This window comes from Bradyrhizobium sp. Kon10, assembly GCF_055807395.1.
In genome coordinates this window covers 1-20,271 of the sequence record NZ_JBVVOZ010000046.1, presented here as the reverse complement: position 1 = coordinate 20,271, position 20,271 = coordinate 1, and the positions used below count along the sequence as shown (strand labels likewise).

Below are 20,271 nucleotides of genomic sequence, written 5' to 3'. Positions count from 1 at the left end.
GACGAGCTTCGCTCGCACTGAGAGGGTCGGGGTGAGGGGCTATCTCCGCGAACACGGTGGGAGACGGACTCGTCGAGAGTCCCCCCTCACCCGGAATTTGCGGCTCCGGCCTCTCCCCGCAGGCGGGGAGAGGCGAAGATACGCTCAGAGCAGCCCTGCTCCGCGCGCCCATTTGTACTTGGCGCCCAACACCTCGACCGGCAGTTCAGTCGAATAGGCATAGGCCGGGATGCCGTTCTGGTAGAGATATTCGGCAGCCTCCTCGACCTCGACGTCGCCGGCGAGCGAGGCGACGATCGGCTTGACGAAGCCCTTGGCCTCCATCTCCTTCTTCACCTCGACCATGTTGCGGGCAAACACCATCGGTGGCGTCACGATGGTGTGCCAATAGCCGAGGATCAGCGAATGGATGCGTTCATCCGACAGGCCGAGCTTCACGGTGTTGACGTAGGTGATCGGCGGCTCGCCGCCGGTGATATCCACGGGATTTCCGGCCGCGCCAAACGGCGGGATGAACTTGCGGAAGGCCGCGTCGAGATCCGGCGGCATCGACATCAGCGACAGACCGTTGTCGACGCAGGAGTCCGACAGCAGCACGCCCGAGCCGCCGGCACCAGTGATGATTAGCACGTTCTCGCCCTTCGGCGTCGGCAGCACCGGCACGCCGCGGGCAAATTCGAGCAGCTGCCGCAGCGAGCGCGCGCGGATCACGCCCGACTGCGCCAGCACGTCCTCATAGATCTTGTCGTTGCCGGCGAGCGCGCCGGTATGAGACGAGGCCGCCTTGGCGCCGGCCGAGGTGCGGCCGGCCTTGAGCACGACCACGGGCTTCTTCTTGGAGACGCGCTTGGCAGCTTCCGCAAAGGCACGACCGTCCTTGAGGTCCTCGCAGTGCTGCGCGATCAAATTGGTGTTCGGGTCCTGCTCGAAGAAGGCGAGCAGGTCGTCCTCGTCGATATCGGACTTGTTGCCGAGGCCGACGATCGCCGACACACCCATCTTCGCCGAGCGCGAGAAGCCGATGATGGCCATGCCGATGCCGCCCGACTGCGACGACAGCGCCGCGTGGCCCTTGACATCATAGGCGGTGCAGAAGGTCGCGCAGAGATTGGCCGGCGTATAATAGAAGCCGTAGATGTTCGGCCCCATCAGGCGGACATTGTACTTCTGGCCGATCTCGACGATCTCGGCCTGCAATTCCGGCGCGCCGGCTTCGGCAAAGCCGGACGGGATCAGCACCGCGCCCGGGATTTTCTTCTCGCCGCATTCGACGAGCGCCGCGGCGACGAACTTCGCGGGGATCGCGAACACCGCAGTGTCGATCACGCCCGGGACGTCCTTGACGCTCTTGTAGGCCTTGTAGCCGAGGATCTCGGAGGCCTTGGGGTGGATCGGGTAGATATCGCCCTTGTAGCCGCCGTTGATGAGATTCTTCATCACGGAGTTGCCGATTTTGCCGTCTTCCGCCGACGCGCCGACCACGGCGACCGCCTTTGGCTGCATGATCCGGCTCATCGCCGCGACGATCTCTTCGGTCGGGCGCGGCTTCGGTTTCGGCTTGTAAGCGAAATCGACGACGATGCGCACGTCGGCGGCAATCGCGTCCTTTGCCGTCGCAAACACCGGGTTGAGGTCAAGCTCGATAATCTCCGGGAAATCGGTGACGAGCTGCGAGACCTTGACGATGATGTCGGCGAGCGCCGCGCGGTTGACCGGCTCGCCGCCGCGCACGCCCTTCAGAATCTCATGCGCCTGGATGCCGTCGAGCATCGACAGCGCGTCTTCTTTGGTCGCGGGCGCGAGGCGGAAGGTGATGTCCTTCAACACTTCGACCAGCACCCCGCCGAGGCCGAAGGCGACCAGCTTGCCGAACGAGCCGTCCGTGATCGAGCCGACGATCACTTCGGTGCCGCCGGCCAGCATCTGCTGCACCTGGACGCCCTCGATCTTGGCATCGGCCTTGTACTTCCTGGCGTTACCGAGAATGGTCTCGTAGGCCTTTTCGGCATCCTGCGCCGTCTTGACGCCGACGATGACGCCGCCGGCTTCGGTCTTGTGGAGAATGTCCGGCGAAACGATCTTCATCACCACCGGAAAGCCCATGGAAGAAGCGACCCGGGCGGCCTCCCCGGCCGACTTCACCACGCCCTCCTTCGGCACCGCAATACCGTAGGCGTCGCAGACCAGCTTGCCTTCGGGCGCCGTCAGGCTGGTGCGATTGTCCGCCTTGACCTGGTCAAGAACCTTCCGGACGACATCTTTGGAATTGGACATGTGGCTTCTCCCTTGACCTTCAGGTCTTGCTTTGCAAAGCGCGTCTTGCGGCTGCCCGTGATCCTTGCCATCGCCGCGCCCTGTTCCGCGCTGCGGAACCGAGCGGCAGAATGCCGAGACTGCTCCACTGGTTTGGATCAAAAATGGCCAGTGATGGCATTTGGTATGCCAGAAGCCAACTTGTCAAGGCAAGTGGTCGATGAGAACGCTGCAAAAAATAGCCAGCTTGACATTCTGGTATTTGGTATGCCAAAAACTTTCCAGTTAATATTCCTGTAAAAGACGACTCCCACTGGAGGAGAATCGTCGTGTCACTGCGGAAATCAAACAAGGCGTTGCCGAACATGGCCGAGGCAGACATCGCAATCGTTCGCATTGCCCCGGAGAGCAGCTTCAAGAACAAGGCGTATGACGCCTTGAAGGAAGCCATCCTCAAGATGGACATCTACTCGACGCCCGAGCCGGTGATGCTGGACGAGCGCGCGCTGTCCGAGCGCCTGGGTGTCAGCCGCACGCCGATCCGCGAAGCGATCGCCATGCTTGAGCAGGACGGGTTCGTGAAGACCGTGCCCCGCCGCGGCATCATGGTGGTGCGCCGGACCAAGACCGAAATCGTCGACATGATCCGCGCCTGGGCGGCGCTGGAAAGCATGGCCGCACGCCTCATCACCACGACGGCGCGCAAGAAGGACATTTCGGCGCTGCGCGACTACTTCAAGGATTTTGGCAAGGACCGCCTGCCCCAGGACCACGTCGAGGAATATTCGCGCGCCAACATCGCCTTCCACCAGGCGCTGATCTCGTTGTCGGAATCCGCGGTGCTGGTCGATCTCACCAATGATCTGCTGCTGCACGTGCGCGGCTACCGGCAACTGACGATCGGGCGCAAGGATCGCACCGCGACCTCGCTGCCCGAGCATCTCGGCATGATCGAAGCACTGGAAGCGCGCGACACCGAACTTGCCGAGAAGCGCGCCCGCGATCACACCCTTGGCCTTGCCGCTTACGTCGAAGCGCACGGCCAGGAACTGTTCAACTAGCGACGTCGCAAAAACCAGAATCGTACGCGAGACCAGGGAGACAAGGCCCATGCTGAATACCGCGACCAAGTCCGAAGCACCGGGCACCGAGCAGGAATTGACGGATGGCTTTCATCTCGTCATCGACGCGCTCAAGCTGAACGGCATCACCACCATCTATAATGTGCCGGGCATCCCGATCACGGATTTGGGCCGCATGGCCCAGGCCGCCGGCATTCGGGTGATCTCCTTCCGTCACGAGCAGAACGCAGGCTACGCCGCGGGCATCGCCGGCTATCTCACCAAAAAGCCCGGCGTCTGCCTCACGGTTTCCGCGCCCGGCTTCCTCAACGGTCTCACCGCGCTCGCGCACGCCACCACCAATTGCTACCCGATGATCCTGGTCTCGGGCTCCTCCGAGCGCGAGATCGTCGACCTCCAGCAGGGCGATTACGAAGAGATGGACCAGCTCGCGATCGCGAAGCCGCTGTGCAAGGCGGCCTATCGCGTGCTGCACGCCCAGGACATCGGCATCGGTTTTGCCCGCGCGATCCGCGCGGCGGTCTCCGGTCGTCCGGGCGGCGTCTATCTCGATTTGCCGGCGAAGCTGTTCGGCCAGGTGATGAATGCCGAGGCCGGCCAGAAGTCGCTGGTCAAGGTCATCGATGCGGCGCCCGCGCAGATCCCCTCGCCCGCTTCGGTGAAGCGCGCGCTCGACGTGCTCAAGAGTGCAAAACGTCCGCTCATCATTCTCGGCAAGGGCGCGGCCTACGCGCAGGCCGACGAAGAGATCAAGAGCTTTGTCGAGAAGAGCGGCGTGCCCTTCCTGCCGATGAGCATGGCCAAGGGCCTGCTCGCCGACACCCATCCGCAATGCGCTGGTGCTGCCCGCTCGACGGTGCTGAAGGAATCCGACGTCGTCATGCTGATCGGCGCGCGGCTGAACTGGCTGCTCTCGCACGGCAAGGGCAAGAGCTGGGGCGAAGCGCCGAAGAAGTTCATCCAGGTCGATATCGAGCCCCGGGAAATGGACTCCAATGTCGAGATCGTCGCGCCCGTCGTCGGCGACATCGGCTCGGTCGTTTCGGCCTTCAACCAGGCGATGGCTGTGGGCTGGACTGCGCCGCCGGCCGAATGGACCAAGGCCATCGTTTCGAAGCGTGAAGAGAACGTCGCCAAGATGGCGCCGAAGCTGATGAACAACAAATCGCCGATGGACTATCACGGCGCACTCGGCGTGCTGAAGAACGTCATCAAGGATCATCCCGACGCGATCCTCGTCAACGAGGGCGCCAACACGCTCGACCTCGCCCGCGGCGTCATCGACATGTATCGCCCACGCAAGCGTCTCGACGTCGGGACCTGGGGCGTGATGGGCATCGGCATGGGCCAGGCGATCGCGGCGGCGCTCGAGACCGGCCACCCCGTGCTCGCGGTGGAAGGCGACTCGGCCTTCGGCTTCTCGGGCATGGAGGTCGAGACCATCTGCCGCTACGACCTGCCGATCTGCGTCGTCATCTTCAACAATGACGGCATCTATCGCGGCACCGACGTCAACAGCGTCAACGCCGATCCGGCGACCACCGTGTTCGTCAAGGGCGCGCGCTACGACAAGATGATGGAGGCCTTCGGCGGCGTCGGCGTGAATGCGACCTCGCCCGACGAGCTCAAGCGCGCCGTCAATGAGGCGATGGCTTCACGCAAGCCGACGCTCATCAACGCGGTGATCGATCCGGCGGCCGGCTCCGAGAGCGGCCGCATCGGCAACCTCAATCCGCAGAGCGTCCTGCAGAAGAAGAAGTAAGCCCTCCCCTTCAACCCTTATTCCCTGCGGTTTGCGGGGGCAGACAGAGTACGGAGCAACACGATGACCAAGGCGCTCACGGGCGTTCGCATTCTCGACTTCACCCACGTCCAGTCCGGACCGACCTGCACGCAGCTGCTCGCCTGGTTCGGCGCCGACGTGATCAAGGTGGAACGGCCGGGTGTCGGCGACATCACGCGCGGCCAGTTGCAGGACATCCCGAATGTGGACAGCCTGTATTTCACCATGCTCAACCACAACAAGCGCTCGATCACGCTCGACACCAAGAACCCCAAGGGCAAGGAAGTCCTCACCGAGCTGATCAAGAAGTGCGACGTGCTGGTCGAGAATTTCGGCCCCGGCGTGCTCGACCGCATGGGCTTTCCCTGGGAGAAGATCCAGGCGATCAACCCGAAGATGATCGTCGCCTCGATCAAGGGCTTTGGTCCCGGACCGTACGAGGACTGCAAGGTCTACGAGAACGTCGCGCAGTGCACCGGCGGCGCCGCGTCCACCACGGGCTTCCGCGACGGCCTGCCGCTCGTCACCGGCGCGCAGATCGGCGACAGCGGCACCGGCCTGCATCTGGCGCTCGGCATCGTCACCGCGCTCTACCAGCGCACGCATTCCGGCAGAGGCCAGCGCGTCACCGCCGCGATGCAGGACGGCGTGCTCAACCTCGCCCGCGTCAAGCTGCGTGACCAGCAGCGCCTCGCCCACGGTCCGCTCAAGGAATACAGCCAGTTCGGCGAAGGCATTCCGTTCGGCGACGCCGTGCCGCGCGCCGGCAACGATTCCGGCGGCGGCCAGCCCGGCCGCATCCTCAAGTGCAAGGGCTGGGAGACCGATCCCAACGCCTACATCTACTTCATCACTCAGGCCCCGGTCTGGGAGAAGATCTGCGACGTGATCGGCGAGCCGACCTGGAAGACCGATCCGAACTACGCCAAGCCGGCGGCGCGCCTGCCGCGCCTGAACGAGATCTTCGGCCGCATCGAGCAGTGGACCATGACCAAGACCAAGTTCGAGGCGATGGAGATCCTCAACAAGGACGACATCCCCTGCGGTCCGATCCTGTCGATGAAGGAGATCGCCGAGGACCAGTCGCTGCGCGCGACCGGCACCGTGGTCGAGGTCGATCATCCCACCCGCGGCAAGTACATCTCCGTCGGCAACCCGATCAAGCTGTCGGACTCCCCGAGCGATGTGGAGCGCTCGCCCCTGCTCGGCGAGCACACCGACGAAATCCTGCGCTCTGTCCTCGGCTTCAGCGATCACCAGGTCGCCGACATCCACAAGTCCGGCGCGTTGGATCCGCCGCAGAAGCAGGCCGCGGAATAAGCGAAGCTCGATTGAGCCAAGACGAAAGGGCCGCCCATCGAGGCGGCCCTTTTTGCTTCAGAAAAGCCGTGCGGTTGTGGGCCCAAACTCAAAAACTGAAAAACAACCCCATGCACAGTAGCTAACTCATTGGCTCCAAAAGCATTTCGTATTTTACGAATCTCATTTGACGCGTCGGGCAAAACAGGGGTAGCATGCTCTCATCCAAAAAGGGTCTTGCCCCCGCGCGCTACGCGCGACCGGCCCCAGCGCTGAATTAGGGACCGGACCCCAGGAACTGATGCGAGGGCCGGACGTTGGTCGGGCGTACTCCCGGAAATGTGAGCGTGCCGCCGCCGCAGCGAGGCACCGAACACCTCGCGGAAGACCTGCCCAAAGCTGAAGAATCGCCCGCCTTGTCGTCCCCGAGGATGACAAGTCGATCGAAATCAGCTTGTGTGCGGGAGGCGTCGCGTCCGGCAGTTCGGGACCACGCTCGTTGATCAAACCGAGGTCGAAATGTCGAAAGATCAATCCTCTGATCGAGCCAAGCGTGAGGCCAACAAGGCATTCAAGCCTGTTCAAACGCAAAAGCCGATGAATGACTACGCGAAGGACCAGAACTCCTTCAACGAGAACCGCGAGCGGCTAAAAGCGGAGCGATTGGCCCGCGAAACCAAGGCGGGACAGCGTTCCGAATAGGACGCTCTGTGGCAGGTATGATCGCGCATCCGCGCGATCGAAGGTCGCACTAGGCCCGGCATCGAAATCGGTGCCTTGCCTACAGCATCGAGAGCACGACGATCCCGTCTTCGAGCTCCCCCGAAGCGAGCCGCGTCCGCGCAATGCGCTCGAACTCGGTCCGGTATTTCTGAAGGTAGCTGAAGGCCTGCTTCTGCGTCGCAAACGTGGTCGCAAGCCGGCACATCTGTCGGCCCGCGCCGAGCGCGAGAAAGAAGGTGATTGTGCCACCGCGGTCTGGTTTGATTCTAGGCAAGACCCGCACCCTTCGGCATGTGACCGGCCCTCTCCAGATCTTCGTCAGCGCGATTGAAGTCGGCTATTGCGGCTGCTTCTTCTTGCGCTTCGTCGAAGTGGGTGCCGGCAACGACGCTTGAAGGGTTGCGTCGGCGACTTCCTTGGCTTGACGCAGCTCTCGAAGCCGCGCCATGTTCTTGCGAACATCGACGGCCTGCCTTTCGGCATCCGCCATCGCTTTTGCACCTTCTTCAGCAGCCAGGCGTTGTCGATTGGAACGCGCGATGCCTTCGGGTGACGGTTCTGCCGATCTCTTGGCGCTCATCTTTCACCCTGTTCAACAGAGAAAACCCGCTCAATCCAGGGATCGAGCGGGCAGCGTGCCGTTTCAGTACATCCGTGAAACGGCGCAGATAGCTCAAGCCAGCGAGAGGTTCTCAGCGCTGACCTTGCCCCGCATCTTGTCGGTCTTGGCCTCGAAGGTGACCTTCTGGCCCTCGGCGAGACCCGCAAGACCGGCCCGCTCGACCGCGCTGATGTGAACGAACACATCGTTGCCGCCGTCGTCGGGCTGAATGAATCCGAAACCCTTTTGGCCGTTAAACCACTTCACAGTACCTGTCGTCATTTTTCTTCTCCAAAGAGCACATATGTGCATTCCGCGTGACGTTCACGCGGAACCGTTTCAATTCGTCGATGTCGATGGAAAAGGAGCCCGCGGGCGCATTCAACAAGGCACAGCGGCTGAACGAACAACTTTAGGGTATACCTCATCACCCTCCCGCGCAAGGCTTGCCAAGGGGTTAATTGGGCCCAGGGACGCCCGGCGGGGCCGTCTTGCGGGGTTTGAGGCACTCAAGAGGCGCGTGTGGCAGCCGGTTTCGGACGCGCGCCCAGCGTTCCCCGCTCGCGATCCGCCGCAGCCGCTTTCAACAAAAAGCCAGCAAGAAAATCCAACAAATCATGTCGGACCCGCGCCGTGTCGTTCGTCCTCGGAGCATGAACGGGCAACAGACGTGAGCGTCCGGCCCTTCAATTGATGAGGAATGAACATGCCCAGCACTGTACGCCTGCACCGCGTTCTGACCACCAGCCCCGACAAACTCTACCGCGCGTTCCTCGAGGCGGACGCGCTTGCGAAATGGCTTCCGCCCAATGGCTTTACCTGCACCGTGCATCATCTGGAGCCCAAGGTCGGCGGCACGTTCAAAATGTCGTTCCGGAATTTTACGACGGGCAACGGCCACGCCTTCGGCGGCGAATATCTCGAGCTCGTGCCGGGCGAACGGCTGCGCTACACGGACAAATTCGACGACCCCAATCTGCCCGGCGAAATCCAGGTGACCGTGATGCTGAAGAAAGTATCGGTCGGCACCGAGCTCGAGGTCACGCAGGCCGGCATCCCGGACGCCATTCCCCCGGAAGCCTGTTATCTCGGCTGGCAGGAATCGCTGCGAAACCTGGCGAGGCTGGTCGAGCCCGAGATCAACCAATAGCTTAAAGCCGGATCGCACTCTCAGAGGCGATCCGGATGAAAGCGGCTATCCGCGCGTCGATCCGTTCGATCGGATGCGCGGATCCATCCCCGTCATTGCGAGCGCAGCGCGCAGCGAAGCAATCCAGACTGTCTCCGCGGAGGGATTCTGGATTGCTTCCGCCTTCGCCGAGGCTTCGGCGGACAAGTCGCTACGCTCGCAATGACGGAGAATGAGGGACTTTCGGAGTGAACACCTCACGTCGAGTCCGTGGAATTCTCCGGAGCTCATTGAACTGCTGCCAGCGAAGCAGGTCCAGCTGATTGCGAAGGATTGTTACGCGCCATTCGCCTTGAGCCCGCCGGCTGCGGCCCAGCGGTCGGGATCGGGACTGTGTCCGATCAAGGCGAGGCCGTAGGCGATCGACTCGAACTGGTCGCCCGACATCAGCCGCTCGTTGCCGAACCTCTCTGCAAACAGTTTTCGCACCGCAGGCACGAATGAGGTGCCGCCGGTCAAGAAAACTTTCTCGATCTCGCGCGCAGTGACGCCGGCCTCGCCCAGCACCTTGTCGACGGTGGCCCCAAGCCGGGCGATATCGTCGGCGATCCAGCCTTCGAATTTTTTCCGTGTGATGGTCGAGCCGATCTCGACGCCGCCGCCCTTGAAGCGGAAGTCCACCTCATCCCCGGCGGACAGCGCGACCTTGGCGTCGGACACCGCGCGGTACAGCGAAAAGCCGAGGTCGAGGTCGACGATGGTGATGAAATCCTGAAGCTGGGCCGGCTTCAGCGCGGTGCGCGACAGCTCCCGCAGCTCACGCAAATCGCCGTTGCTCTTCATCAGCGCCAGTTGATGCCAACGCGCGAGGTTGGTGTAGTGGCTGTTCGGGATCGGCAGCACCTTGTCGAACGAGCGGAAGCTCGAGCCCTTGCCCAGCCGCGGCGAGACGACGTAGTCGACGATGCGATAATCGAAGGTGTCACCCGCAATGCCGATGCCGGCGTGGCCGAGCGGCTCGGCGCGCAAGTTTCCGCCCGCGCGCGAGAAACGCATCACCGAGAAATCGCTGGTGCCGCCGCCGAAATCCGCAACCAAAACTGTCGCATCGCGCTCGAGCCGGCGCGCGAAGGAGAACGCGGCGCCCACAGGCTCGTAGACATAGCGGGCGTGGGGCGCGCCGAGGCGCTCGAACGCGGCCCGGTAGCGCTGCATCGCCAGCGCCTCGTCGGGATTGCCGCCGGCGAAGCGCACCGGACGGCCGACCGTGATGTTTGCCGCCTCGAAGCCGAATTTCTCGCCGCCGTGGCGCGCCAGCGTCCGCAAAAAGGCCGCTAGAATATCTTCGAACTTGTAGCGCTGCCGGAACACCTGGGTGGTGTTGAAGCTGCTGCTCGCTGCGAACGTCTTGAACGACTGGAGGAAGCGGTAGATGTGGCGCCCTTCCAGAAACTGCTCGATCGCCCAGGGGCCGCCTCCAGCCTGGGCGCCGGCTCCCGGCCGATCTTCCCAGAAGCACAGGGCCGACACATAGACGCTGTGCCGCTGCCCGCCATGGTCGAAGCGAACGGCCTCGACCCGGCGGTCATCCACCGCGATCGCGACGACCGTATTGCTGGTTCCAAAATCAATGCCGATCGAGACGGCGGGCGAGGCGCTCGACATGAACCACTCTGCGAGATGACTGGAAAAGGGGGCAGACCACTAGCGGCTTTGCACTGCGGTGCCAAGACCTGGGCCGTTATGGCCAAGATCCGGATTTCGGGCCCAATCCAGCCCGAAGTGGCCGCTTTAACGGGCCGTCATGCTGCAATGCGGAAGATTGAATGCTGCCATGCAATGTCATGCATCGACTTTGGCATCTGGTATACATAGATTGCCTTTCGAAATGAGACAGTAATGCTGACCGTCTCGAAGAAAGGAATTCCGATGTCCAAGACTGCTTCCGTCGCGCTCGCGCCCTCGCCCTCGCTGTTCGCCCGTTTCATGACCGCGGTCGACCGCCTCCTGATGGCGAGCGCCGAGATCTCGAACCGCAATGGCGACCTCCCCCGCTTCGGCCTGTAAGGGCATCGCGCGTCGAATTGTCGCGGCGGTTGTAAAACCGGCGAATTCCTACTTTCGAAGAATGGCCCCGCCCAGCGGGGCCATTTCTATTTGGGATCGGCTCATTCGCGCCGTCTCGCAGCGGTTGCGTCATAAGCGCACAACGGGCCGCGCGCGCTTGTAGCTTGGCATAATGAATACAAGAATGCTGCCAACGCTCGCTGAAGAATAGAAGCGCTCATTGGAGGATTCATGACGGACATGGTTCAGGCAACATCGGCCCCTGCAGCCGCACGCGTCAGCGACACGTATCGCTGGGCGCAATTGGCGATCGGCGTCGCGGCCATGGTGATGATCGCCAATTACCAATACGGCTGGACCTTCTTCGTCCCCGACATCCAGAAGACTTTTGGTTGGGATCGCGCCTCGATCCAGTGGGCTTTTACGCTATTCGTTTTGTTCGAGACCTGGCTCGTGCCGGTCGAAGGATGGTTTGTCGATAAATACGGTCCGCGCCTCGTGGTGCTCATCGGCGGCGTGCTCTGCGCAGCCGGCTGGGCGATCAACGCGCAAGCCACCACGCTCAACGGCTACTATCTCGGCATGATCGTCGCGGGCATAGGCGCCGGCGGCGTCTACGGCACCTGCGTCGGCAACGCGCTGAAATGGTTTCCCGACAAGCGCGGCCTTGCCGCGGGCATCACGGCCGCGGGCTTCGGTGCGGGCTCCGCCCTCACGGTCGCGCCGATCCAGGCGATGATCAAGGACTCCGGATTCCAGAGCACCTTCCTCTATTTCGGCCTGGGACAAGGCATCATCATCTGCATTCTCGCATTTTTCCTGCTTGCCCCAAAGCCGGGCCAGGTGCCGAACGTGGTAGCGAATGCCGCTCTCGCGCAGAGCCGCCGCAACTACCAGCCGACCGAAGTGCTGCGCCAGCCGATCTTCTGGCTGATGTACGTCATGTTCGTGATCGTCGGCGCTGGCGGCTTGATGGTGACGGCGAACCTGAAGCCGATCGCGGTGGACTGGAAGGTCGACGCCGTGCCGGTGACGCTGATCGGCATGACCATGACCGCGGTGACGTTCGCAGCGACGATCGACCGCGTGCTCAACGGGCTGACGCGTCCGTTCTTCGGCTGGATCTCCGACATGATAGGCCGCGAGAACACGATGTTCATCGCCTTCGGCATGGAAGGCTTTGGCATCTGGATGCTTTATCTCTGGGGCCAGGATCCGATCTGGTTCGTGATCCTGTCGGGCTTCGTGTTCTTTGCCTGGGGCGAGATCTACTCGCTGTTTCCCTCGACCTGCACCGATACGTTCGGCGCAAAATTCGCGACGACCAATGCCGGCCTGCTTTACACCGCCAAGGGCACGGCCGCGCTTCTGGTGCCGCTCGCCAATTATGTGCAGCAGAGTTCGGGCCATTGGGACAACGTCTTCATCCTCGCGGCTGGCGCCAACATCCTCGCCGCGCTGCTCGCGCTGTTGGTGCTCAAACCCTGGCGCAGGGTCGTGGTCGCGCAATCGGCGATCTGACACGCCGCACACGTGATCACGTGCATGACGCCCGGCCCTCGCGGCCGGGCGTTTTCGCGTTGCGGAAAACGCCAATTATTTTACAAATCCGAAGGAAAAGCCGCACTTTCTTGAGCCGGCGCCGCAGATAGGGCTTGCATTCTGGAATATGGTATACCAAGCTTCCCGCTGCGCTTGCGACTATAAGACACAATGTTTGCGACATCCGGTCATCTTGGCAGTTGATGTCGATCAGACAGGCGCTTGGGAGGTTATCGATGATTTCCAGCACGGATGGCGCCGTCACGGCTGCGCCTCTTCGCACCGGTTTCCGTTGGCTCCAGCTCGGCATGGGCATCGTCTGCATGGCGATGATCGCGAACCTGCAATATGGCTGGACGCTGTTTGTCGACCCGATCGATGCGGCCCACCATTGGGGACGCGCCGCGATCCAGCTCGCCTTCACCATCTTCGTCGTGACCGAGACCTGGCTGGTGCCGATCGAAGCCTGGTTCGTCGACAAATACGGCCCGCGCATCGTCATCATGTTCGGTGGCGTGATGATCGCGCTGTCCTGGATCCTCAATTCCTATGCGGACTCGCTCACCCTGCTCTATGCGGCCGCGGTAGTCGGCGGCATGGGCGCGGGCGCAGTCTACGGCACGTGCGTCGGCAACGCGCTGAAATGGTTTCCTGACCGCCGCGGCCTGGCCGCAGGCGCGACTGCCGCAGGCTTCGGCGCGGGCGCCGCGCTCACGGTCGTTCCGATCGCGATGATGATCGCATCCAGCGGCTACCAGAGCGCGTTCTTCAAGTTCGGCATCGGCCAAGGGGTGATCGTGTTCGTGCTCGCCTTCTTCATCCAGCCGCCGCGGATCTCAATTCCGCCGAAGAAGAAGCAGCTCAACCTGCCGCAGACCAAGATCGACTTCACCCCGCCGCAGGTGCTGCGCGCCCCTATTTTCTGGGTGATGTATCTCGTTTTCGTCATGGTCGCCTCAGGCGGCCTGATGACCGCCGCGCAGATCGCGCCGATCGCGCACGACTTCAAGATCGCCAGCACGCCGGTCACGCTGCTCGGCTTCCAGATGGCGGCGCTGACTTTCGCGATTTCGCTCGACCGCATCTTCGACGGCTTCGGCCGGCCGTTCTTCGGCTGGGTTTCCGACACCATCGGCCGTGAGAACACCATGTTCATCGCCTTCGGCACCGCGGCCTTGATGCTGCTGGCGCTGTCGGCCTATGGCCACGTGCCGATGGTGTTCGTGCTTGCGACTGCGGTTTACTTCGGCGTCTTCGGCGAGATCTACTCGCTGTTTCCCGCGACCAGCGGCGATACCTTCGGCTCGAAATATGCGACCACCAACAACGGCATGCTCTACACCGCGAAAGGCACGGCATCCCTGCTCGTCCCGCTCGCGAGCGTGATCTCGGCCGCCTACGGCTGGAAGGCCGTGTTCGTGGTGGCGGTCGCGCTGAACGCCACGGCCGCGCTGACGGCGCTGTTCGTGATCAAGCCGATGCGCCGCTCCTTCATCCTCGGCAACGAAGCGACGTCCGCCGAAACCGCTGCCGGAAGCACCAAGGCGGCGTAGCCCCGCATCAACCGCATCCATCAGGAAAGGGGCGCATCGCTGCGCCCCTTTCTTTTTGGCCTGGCGCTTGTTGGGTCCTGCGGCAATGTCAGCATCGCTGCCGCAAGATTTTTCGGATCAGCCAAATCCAATGCTTGACGATTGGCATAATGTATACCACACTTGCTCCATCATTCACCCAGGGAGGTTGCAATGCTGGTCGGAGACATTCTGCGCAAGAAGACGCCGCGCGTTGTTACGGTGCGAATGAACGAAACGGTGGGTATCGCCGCCAAGCTGATGCGCGCCAACAATATCAGCGCGCTGGTGGTCAAGGACGTGGTCCGCTCGGAAGGTAATACCGCCGTCGGCATGTTCACCGAGCGCGACGTGGTGCGTGCGGTCGCCGAGCATGGCGCCAACGGCGTCAACGTCAAGGTCTCGCAGCTGGTCTCGGTGCAGCAGCTGATCTCCTGCACCTCGAGCGATACGATCGAGCACGTCCGGCACCTGATGAACCGCAATCACATCCGCCACCTGCCGGTGATCGACGATTACAGCCTCGTCTCCGTCATCAGCATGCGCGACATCGCGGCTGCCATCGACGACGCGAGCAACAGCACGCCGAAAGCGGCTTAAGGCAGCTTCATGCAGCCGGCCTGACGCAGCCACGGAAAAGTCGCGCCCCCTCTCCCGCCTGCGGGAGAGGGTTGGGGAGAGGGTGTCTCCGCCAGGGAGACTCCCCAAGAGGATAGAGCCCTCACCCGCCGCGCTCTTCGAGCGCGCCGACCTCTCCCGCAAGCGGGAGAGGTGCAGAGAGCCCGTGTCACGATCGATCTCACCACGTCCCAATTTGGTCCCGCGAGGATTTCATGAAGATCTGCATCTACGGCGCCGGCGCGATCGGCGGATATCTCGGAGTGCAGCTCGCGCGCGCTGGCGCCGACGTCAGCCTGATCGCGCGCGGCGCACACCTTGCCGCGATGCGCGAGCAGGGCCTGACGCTGCTCGCAGGCGAAGAAAAGCACATCGTCCATCCGCGCTGCACCGACGATCCGGCCGAGCTCGGCGTGCAGGACTACGTCATCGTCACGCTGAAGGCGCATTCGATCACCGGCGTGATCGAGAAAATGAAGCCGCTGCTGGGCCCGCACACCCGCATCGTCACCGCTGTCAACGGTATCCCCTATTGGTACTTCTACAAGCATGGCGGCGCGTACGAGAACGCGACGCTGGACAGCATCGATCCCGGCGGGCGGCAATGGCGCGAGCTCGGCGCCGAGCGCGCCATCGGCTGCATCGTCTATCCCGCGACCGAGATCGAGGCGCCCGGCGTGATCCGCCACGTCTACGGCAATAATTTTCCGCTCGGCGAACCGTCCGGCGAAATCAGCGGCGACGTTCAGCGGCTCGCCGACCTCTTCGTCGCCGCCGGCCTGAAGGCGCCGGTGCTCGACCGCATCCGCGACGAGATCTGGCTCAAGCTGTGGGGCAATGTCTGCTTCAACCCGATCAGCGCGCTGACCCACGCCACGCTCGACGTGATCTGCACCGATCCCGCCACCCGCGCATTGTCGCGCGCGATCATGCTGGAGACGCAAGGCATCGCCGAGACGTTCGGGGTCAAGTTCCGTGTGGATGTCGAGCGCCGCATCGAGGGCGCCCGCAAGGTCGGCGCGCACAAGACCTCGATGCTTCAGGACCTCGAGCGCGGCCGTCCGATGGAAATCGATCCGCTCGTCACCGTGGTGCAGGAGATGGGTCGCTTGACCAAAATCCCGACGCCCGCGCTCGACTCGGTACTGGCGATGGTGACCCAGCGCGCCCGCATCGCCGGCCTCTATGACGGCGTCGCCGTGCCGGCCGATCCCCGCGCGCTGGCGGTGGCGTGATGGCTGGCGAGATGAAAAAATGGCTCCGCTTCCGCCATGCCGGCACGACCGGCTTCGGCACGTTGACATCGTCGGGCATCAGCGTTCATGACGGCGAGATGTTCGGCCGCAACGCGCCGAACGGCAAGACCCTCGCGCTGTCGGGGGTCGAGCTGCTGGCGCCCTGCACGCCCAGCAAGATCGTTGCGCTCTGGAATAATTTTCACGCGCTCGCGGCCAAGCTGAACCAGCCCGAGCCGCCGGAGCCGCTTTATCTCTTGAAAGCCACCACCAGCATCACGACGCCCGGCGCGGTGATCCGCCGGCCCACCTCCTACGACGGCAAGACCACCTATGAAGGCGAGCTCGGCATCGTCATCGGCAAGACCTGCGCGCGCGTCTCGCCCGCCGAGGCAGATGCCTTCATCTTCGGCTATACCTGCGTCAACGACATCACCGCCAACGATCTCCTGACCCGCGACCCCACCTTCCCGCAATGGGCCCGCGCCAAGGGGATCGACGATTACGGTCCGTTCGGCCCGGTGATCACGACCGGCCTTGATCCCGCAAAGCTCATCGTCCGCACCATCCTCAACGGCGCCGAACGGCAGAATTATCCGATCGCGGACATGATCTTCAGCGCGCAAGAGCTGGTCAGCAAGATCTCTCACGACATGACCCTGCTTGCCGGCGACCTCATCGCGGTGGGGACCTCGGTCGGCGTGGGCGTGATGAAGGAGCAGGTCAACATCGTGACGGTGGCGATCGACGGTATCGGCGAGCTGACCAACGAGTTTCGGCTGTAGCGTCCCGCCGTCATTCCGGGGCGCGACGAAGTCGCGAACCCGGAATCCATATGTCCAGTCTCTGCCGCGCGATGGATTCCGGGCTCGGCGCTTCGCGCCGCCCCGGAATGACGCCCGCCTCCACCAACCCGGCTGACGCAAACCAGCCGTGGATTGCGCGGCCATAAAGCTCCGGCAACCCGTCCGCCCCTTGATCTCGGTTTCGCTCTCCAATAGCAATTATGGCGAGATTGTGCAGGCGTGAGGACGTCACGATGTGGCTGTTTTTCCTGGTTGCCTGGTTTGTCCTGCTCGCCGCCATCGCGCTTCTCGCCCCCCAGGCGTTTGGTTACGACATCACGCACCTGCCCGCCGCGTTTGGGGCCTTGCCGATGCCGCAGCGCATCGCAGCCGGCGCGATCGTGGTGGGCGGGCTGGGCTTGATCGGCGCCACCGCCTGGCGGTTGTCGCGCCAGGACCGACGCCTCGACAAGCTGCGCGACCGCCTCAGGAAGACCCGGGAGGACGTTGTCGTTGCCCACGCGCTGCAAAACCACCTGGACGCGACCGTCCAGCACCTGATCGAGAGCGATCCCAGGGAGGCCGTCTCCGCGCTCCACGACAAGCTCGGCGAGACCGAGCAGCGCGCGCTGCTGCAGCAGGGCCGCAACCAGTCCACCGACATGCACGACCAGCTCGCCGAAATCCGCCGCCACCAGCAGGAGTTGCGCGAGATCGTCGGCAAGGCCGCCGAGCAGCGCCGGGCGGTCGAGCCGGTCTTCACCGAAATCCGCGACCGCCAGAACCAGCTCGAGCGCTCGCTGCTCGACCTCGAGACCGACGACCGCAAGAACAATCTCGCCGACCGGCTGAAGGACATCGCCGGCGGCATCTCCACGCTGTTGTCGCGGGTGAACGCGGTCCAAGACACCTTCTCGACGCTCAACCAGTACAAGGAAGATCTGGCGAAATCCCACGCCGAGCTGGTGCCGCTGCGCTCGTCCGATGCCGGGCTCAATGCCTTGATCGGCGAACTGAGCCTCAGCCATGAGCGCCTCGCCAAGACCGTCGACGAGCTCGAGACCGGCGGCGAAGCTCCGCTCAGCGCACGCGTCGAGGCGCTGTCGAAGAACAAGATCGAGATCGAGCAGCGCCTCGCCCGCATCGACGACAGCGCCAACATCCTCAACACGATCCGGCTTGATTTCGAGGAGCTCGCCCAACGCCAGGCCCAGCTCGAACGCTCGCTCGCCGATGTCGAGACCGACGCCGACGGCACGACGCTCGTCGATCGCCAGAACGCGCTGAACGATTTCATCATCCAGTCGCGCCAGCGTCTCGGGGCCTTGCAGGAGACCGTGGCGACGCTGAATGCCTTCAAGACCGAGATGTCGAAGTCGCAGGCCGACCTCCTCCCGCTGAAGGCCCCGGTATTCGGCATCGAAGCCCTGATCGCCGACGTCAGCACCACCCGCGACCTGCTCGCCAAGACCGTCGGCGAGATCGAGGCCAACGGCGGCGTCCCCCTTGCCTCGCGCGTCGACGCGCTCGCCAAGAGCAAGCGCGACGTCGAAGACCGGCTCGCCCGCATCTTCGACCATTTCAACGCGCTCGACGGCCTGCGCAAGGATATCGGCGGCATCTTCTCGACGATCCGGAACAGCCTGAACCGGATCGGGTGAGGCGCGCATCGGAATCGAACCGCGATCCCTCACCATGCGACCAATGGCTCATGCGCATCATCCTCGGCTTCGTTTCCGCCGTGCTCGGCCTGCTCGCCGGCTGGTCCGCCCTTGCGGCGCTGGTGGTGATGCTGGCCGGGCCCGACCGCGATGGCGGCATCGCCATGGGTGCCGTCTTCAGCATCGGCCCGATCGGCGGCGTGCTCGGCCTGATCGCCGGCATCTGGCTGTTCACGCGCATCGGCATCGTCCGAGACGACGCGGCTCCGCCCGTTACCGAAACGTCAGAGACCGCGGCTCGCCCCAAGTCCCGCCTGTCCTTCCCCTTCGCCGTCACGCTCCTGCTCATCACATCTGGCCTGGCGTGGTGGGGATGGTACGAGTTCATCCGCTCGCCCACTCTCAGCCATGGCTACATGACGCTCGCAATCGAGTTTCGTCTTCCCGCCGGCATGAGCTTGCCGGACAAGGAGGAGGACGTGCACATCGAGGTCGAGGAAGCGAAAGGCTATGCCGACGCCATGTTGCCTGCCAACTGGCGCGCGCATGATGGCGACCGCAAAGCGATCATTGCCTCGGCGTCGCTGATGTACAAGACGCGCCACCGCGCCGTCAGCCTGACGCTGCCGGGCACGCCGACGCAAAGCTGGCCGATCGATCTTCCGTCCGATCCGGATCCGACGCCCGGCTTTTCGCCCTGGCGCGTTGCGAGCGAACCATCGTCGGCAAAGATCGAGATGCATTTCCGCCTCAGCGCTGATCGCTGAGGAGCGCACTACGGCCACTGAAATATTCCGACACATCACATCTCTGCCGACACCGACATATGCCCCCAACATGCCGCGCGGATGCCGCACTGTGGACGCATTCCGACGCCCTTCTGTGAGGCGTGTCTGGGGGCACGGCTCTGCCGTGTTTGGACCAAACCTTCAGGGGTATGAACGTGAAGAAGATTGTATTTGTCGTGGGTGCTACGCTTGCTCTGGTGACCGTTGCGAACGCTGCGGATCTGCCGCGCCGCCAGCCCGTGCCGGTCTATCCGGCGGAGCAGGCCCCGATCGGCAAGATGCCGATTGGCAAGAGCCCGATCGGAAAGGCCCCGATCGGCAAGGCGCCGGCGCACTACTGACGCGCACAATATCGCGCGCTCAACCAGCGAACGGCCAGCAGTCGAGGGGCATTACCGTGACGAGCACATCTGATCGATGGGGATCCCGCCTGCTTGCGGGATTTGCCCTCGCAGCCATGATTGCGTGCACGATGCCATCGGCCTCGGCCCACGAAGCAAACAAGCGCGTTGCCGATGCAAATGCGCTTGTTTCGACCGACTCCGCGTCACGACCGGCTCGGCAATCGCCGCAACGGCCGGTCGCGCGCGCAGAGAAAGGTCCGTACTATGTCGACTTCCGCGCCCGAACGGCCGCGAGCTGGGGTCACGCCTTCGTCTGGTACGGCAAGACCAGCGAGCGCGCCGTCGAAGTCGCGGGCCTGACGCCGGCGGGCGACACCTGGACCTACGTGCTCGGTTACCTGACCTGGGTGCCGTCGGAGACCGGCGCGAGCTACGGTGATCTCGACCCAGACTATCTGACCGCGAGCTATCGCGTCTACCTGAACGAGGCCGACGCCAAGCGCGTGTTCGCCTACATCAAGAAATTGCAGGCGAGCTCGCCGGTCTGGAACGCCGAGACCACCAATTGCACCGGCTTCATCGGCGACATCGCCGAATTCATGGGATTGAAGGTCCCCTCCCGCTGGCAGCGCCCGGAAAACTTCGTCAACACCCTCAAGGAAATCAACGGCGGCCGCCAAATGGTGCGGCTCTCGGCGGAGTAGCGGGCCAGGCCGTCATTGCGAGTTGGGACCGGCCTTGAGGGCCGACGCGCGCTGAATGAAACTTTTCGCGGGTTGGCAAAAGCGGT

Annotated in this window: 20 protein-coding genes; 15 read left to right on the top strand and 5 right to left on the bottom strand. The window is 63.3% G+C overall.

The window, feature by feature from the left end; translation table 11 throughout:
• Positions 1–144: 144 nt before the first annotated feature.
• Positions 145–2,274, bottom strand: coding sequence for an acetate--CoA ligase family protein (locus AC0L2O_RS33665; RefSeq protein WP_473372782.1), 2,130 nt, complete (start codon positions 2,272–2,274; stop codon positions 145–147).
• Positions 2,275–2,582: 308 nt separating this feature from the next.
• On the opposite strand from AC0L2O_RS33665, the gene AC0L2O_RS33660 reads away from it, so the two are divergent.
• The 4 genes from AC0L2O_RS33660 (at position 2,583) to AC0L2O_RS33645 (ending at position 7,119) form a co-directional block, all read left to right on the top strand.
• Entirely contained in the window at positions 2,583–3,314 is a 732-nt protein-coding gene (locus tag AC0L2O_RS33660; protein WP_369725006.1) for a GntR family transcriptional regulator, read from the top strand.
• 49 nt (positions 3,315–3,363) lie between these two features.
• Entirely contained in the window at positions 3,364–5,097 is a 1,734-nt protein-coding gene (gene oxc, locus AC0L2O_RS33655; RefSeq protein WP_473372781.1) for an oxalyl-CoA decarboxylase, read from the top strand.
• 63 nt (positions 5,098–5,160) lie between these two features.
• Positions 5,161–6,438 (top strand): formyl-CoA transferase, encoded by a 1,278-nt coding sequence (gene frc / locus AC0L2O_RS33650; protein WP_473372780.1) that lies wholly within the window; start codon positions 5,161–5,163, stop codon positions 6,436–6,438.
• Positions 6,439–6,936: 498 nt separating this feature from the next.
• Positions 6,937–7,119, top strand: a complete 183-nt coding sequence (locus AC0L2O_RS33645; protein WP_473372779.1) for a hypothetical protein — start codon at positions 6,937–6,939, stop codon at positions 7,117–7,119.
• 79 nt (positions 7,120–7,198) lie between these two features.
• On the opposite strand, the gene AC0L2O_RS33640 is transcribed toward AC0L2O_RS33645, so the two are convergent.
• From AC0L2O_RS33640 to AC0L2O_RS33630, 3 genes are all read right to left on the bottom strand, one after another.
• Positions 7,199–7,423, bottom strand: a complete 225-nt coding sequence (locus tag AC0L2O_RS33640; protein WP_409189432.1) for a hypothetical protein — start codon at positions 7,421–7,423, stop codon at positions 7,199–7,201.
• A 54-nt stretch (positions 7,424–7,477) separates the two neighbouring features.
• Complete coding sequence (locus AC0L2O_RS33635) at positions 7,478–7,720, bottom strand: transcriptional regulator (protein WP_369725012.1); 243 nt, start codon at positions 7,718–7,720, stop codon at positions 7,478–7,480.
• A 93-nt stretch (positions 7,721–7,813) separates the two neighbouring features.
• A complete protein-coding gene (locus AC0L2O_RS33630) occupies positions 7,814–8,023 on the bottom strand; it encodes a cold-shock protein (RefSeq protein ID WP_045006404.1) in 210 nt (69 codons plus the stop codon).
• A gap of 424 nt (positions 8,024–8,447) precedes the next feature.
• Between AC0L2O_RS33630 and AC0L2O_RS33625 the strand changes: the two genes are divergently transcribed.
• Entirely contained in the window at positions 8,448–8,891 is a 444-nt protein-coding gene (locus tag AC0L2O_RS33625; protein ID WP_409189434.1) for an SRPBCC family protein, read from the top strand.
• Between the two features lie 315 nt (positions 8,892–9,206).
• Here AC0L2O_RS33625 and AC0L2O_RS33620 read toward each other — a convergent pair whose 3' ends face one another.
• Positions 9,207–10,535: an Hsp70 family protein gene (locus AC0L2O_RS33620; RefSeq protein ID WP_473372778.1), complete on the bottom strand. Its 1,329-nt coding sequence runs from the start codon at positions 10,533–10,535 to the stop codon at positions 9,207–9,209.
• A 264-nt stretch (positions 10,536–10,799) separates the two neighbouring features.
• Between AC0L2O_RS33620 and AC0L2O_RS33615 the strand changes: the two genes are divergently transcribed.
• The 10 genes from AC0L2O_RS33615 (at position 10,800) to AC0L2O_RS33570 (ending at position 20,185) form a co-directional block, all read left to right on the top strand.
• Entirely contained in the window at positions 10,800–10,937 is a 138-nt protein-coding gene (locus AC0L2O_RS33615; protein WP_369725018.1) for a hypothetical protein, read from the top strand.
• A gap of 231 nt (positions 10,938–11,168) precedes the next feature.
• Positions 11,169–12,458, top strand: coding sequence for an oxalate/formate MFS antiporter (gene oxlT, locus AC0L2O_RS33610; protein ID WP_473372777.1), 1,290 nt, complete (start codon positions 11,169–11,171; stop codon positions 12,456–12,458).
• A 257-nt stretch (positions 12,459–12,715) separates the two neighbouring features.
• A complete protein-coding gene (gene oxlT / locus AC0L2O_RS33605) occupies positions 12,716–14,032 on the top strand; it encodes an oxalate/formate MFS antiporter (RefSeq protein ID WP_369725020.1) in 1,317 nt (438 codons plus the stop codon).
• Positions 14,033–14,224: 192 nt separating this feature from the next.
• Complete coding sequence (locus tag AC0L2O_RS33600; RefSeq protein ID WP_473372776.1) at positions 14,225–14,650, top strand: CBS domain-containing protein; 426 nt, start codon at positions 14,225–14,227, stop codon at positions 14,648–14,650.
• Between the two features lie 233 nt (positions 14,651–14,883).
• Positions 14,884–15,903: a 2-dehydropantoate 2-reductase gene (locus AC0L2O_RS33595; protein ID WP_473372775.1), complete on the top strand. Its 1,020-nt coding sequence runs from the start codon at positions 14,884–14,886 to the stop codon at positions 15,901–15,903.
• A gap of 11 nt (positions 15,904–15,914) precedes the next feature.
• Entirely contained in the window at positions 15,915–16,688 is a 774-nt protein-coding gene (locus tag AC0L2O_RS33590; RefSeq protein WP_473372774.1) for a fumarylacetoacetate hydrolase family protein, read from the top strand.
• A 254-nt stretch (positions 16,689–16,942) separates the two neighbouring features.
• Positions 16,943–18,349: a hypothetical protein gene (locus AC0L2O_RS33585; RefSeq protein WP_473372773.1), complete on the top strand. Its 1,407-nt coding sequence runs from the start codon at positions 16,943–16,945 to the stop codon at positions 18,347–18,349.
• Between the two features lie 50 nt (positions 18,350–18,399).
• Positions 18,400–19,116, top strand: a complete 717-nt coding sequence (locus AC0L2O_RS33580; protein WP_473372772.1) for a hypothetical protein — start codon at positions 18,400–18,402, stop codon at positions 19,114–19,116.
• 170 nt (positions 19,117–19,286) lie between these two features.
• Positions 19,287–19,478 carry a hypothetical protein gene (locus AC0L2O_RS33575; protein ID WP_369725031.1) on the top strand — a complete coding sequence of 64 codons (192 nt, stop codon included), beginning with the start codon at positions 19,287–19,289 and terminating at the stop codon, positions 19,476–19,478.
• A gap of 56 nt (positions 19,479–19,534) precedes the next feature.
• A complete protein-coding gene (locus AC0L2O_RS33570) occupies positions 19,535–20,185 on the top strand; it encodes a hypothetical protein (protein WP_473372771.1) in 651 nt (216 codons plus the stop codon).
• Positions 20,186–20,271: the final 86 nt, after the last annotated feature.

What these genes read in the sequence shown, in the direction of transcription:
- AC0L2O_RS33665 (WP_473372782.1), bottom strand. Translation starts at nt 2,274, where the DNA reads ATGTCCAATTCCAAAGATGTCGTCCGGAAGGTTCTTGACCAGGTCAAG.
- oxc (WP_473372781.1), top strand. Translation starts at nt 3,364, where the DNA reads ATGCTGAATACCGCGACCAAGTCCGAAGCACCGGGCACCGAGCAGGAA.
- frc (WP_473372780.1), top strand. Translation starts at nt 5,161, where the DNA reads ATGACCAAGGCGCTCACGGGCGTTCGCATTCTCGACTTCACCCACGTC.
- AC0L2O_RS33645 (WP_473372779.1), top strand. Translation starts at nt 6,937, where the DNA reads ATGTCGAAAGATCAATCCTCTGATCGAGCCAAGCGTGAGGCCAACAAG.
- AC0L2O_RS33635 (WP_369725012.1), bottom strand. Translation starts at nt 7,720, where the DNA reads ATGAGCGCCAAGAGATCGGCAGAACCGTCACCCGAAGGCATCGCGCGT.
- AC0L2O_RS33630 (WP_045006404.1), bottom strand. Translation starts at nt 8,023, where the DNA reads ATGACGACAGGTACTGTGAAGTGGTTTAACGGCCAAAAGGGTTTCGGA.
- AC0L2O_RS33625 (WP_409189434.1), top strand. Translation starts at nt 8,448, where the DNA reads ATGCCCAGCACTGTACGCCTGCACCGCGTTCTGACCACCAGCCCCGAC.
- AC0L2O_RS33620 (WP_473372778.1), bottom strand. Translation starts at nt 10,535, where the DNA reads ATGTCGAGCGCCTCGCCCGCCGTCTCGATCGGCATTGATTTTGGAACC.
- AC0L2O_RS33615 (WP_369725018.1), top strand. Translation starts at nt 10,800, where the DNA reads ATGTCCAAGACTGCTTCCGTCGCGCTCGCGCCCTCGCCCTCGCTGTTC.
- oxlT (WP_473372777.1), top strand. Translation starts at nt 11,169, where the DNA reads ATGACGGACATGGTTCAGGCAACATCGGCCCCTGCAGCCGCACGCGTC.
- oxlT (WP_369725020.1), top strand. Translation starts at nt 12,716, where the DNA reads ATGATTTCCAGCACGGATGGCGCCGTCACGGCTGCGCCTCTTCGCACC.
- AC0L2O_RS33600 (WP_473372776.1), top strand. Translation starts at nt 14,225, where the DNA reads ATGCTGGTCGGAGACATTCTGCGCAAGAAGACGCCGCGCGTTGTTACG.
- AC0L2O_RS33595 (WP_473372775.1), top strand. Translation starts at nt 14,884, where the DNA reads ATGAAGATCTGCATCTACGGCGCCGGCGCGATCGGCGGATATCTCGGA.
- AC0L2O_RS33590 (WP_473372774.1), top strand. Translation starts at nt 15,915, where the DNA reads ATGAAAAAATGGCTCCGCTTCCGCCATGCCGGCACGACCGGCTTCGGC.
- AC0L2O_RS33585 (WP_473372773.1), top strand. Translation starts at nt 16,943, where the DNA reads ATGTGGCTGTTTTTCCTGGTTGCCTGGTTTGTCCTGCTCGCCGCCATC.
- AC0L2O_RS33580 (WP_473372772.1), top strand. Translation starts at nt 18,400, where the DNA reads ATGCGCATCATCCTCGGCTTCGTTTCCGCCGTGCTCGGCCTGCTCGCC.
- AC0L2O_RS33575 (WP_369725031.1), top strand. Translation starts at nt 19,287, where the DNA reads ATGAACGTGAAGAAGATTGTATTTGTCGTGGGTGCTACGCTTGCTCTG.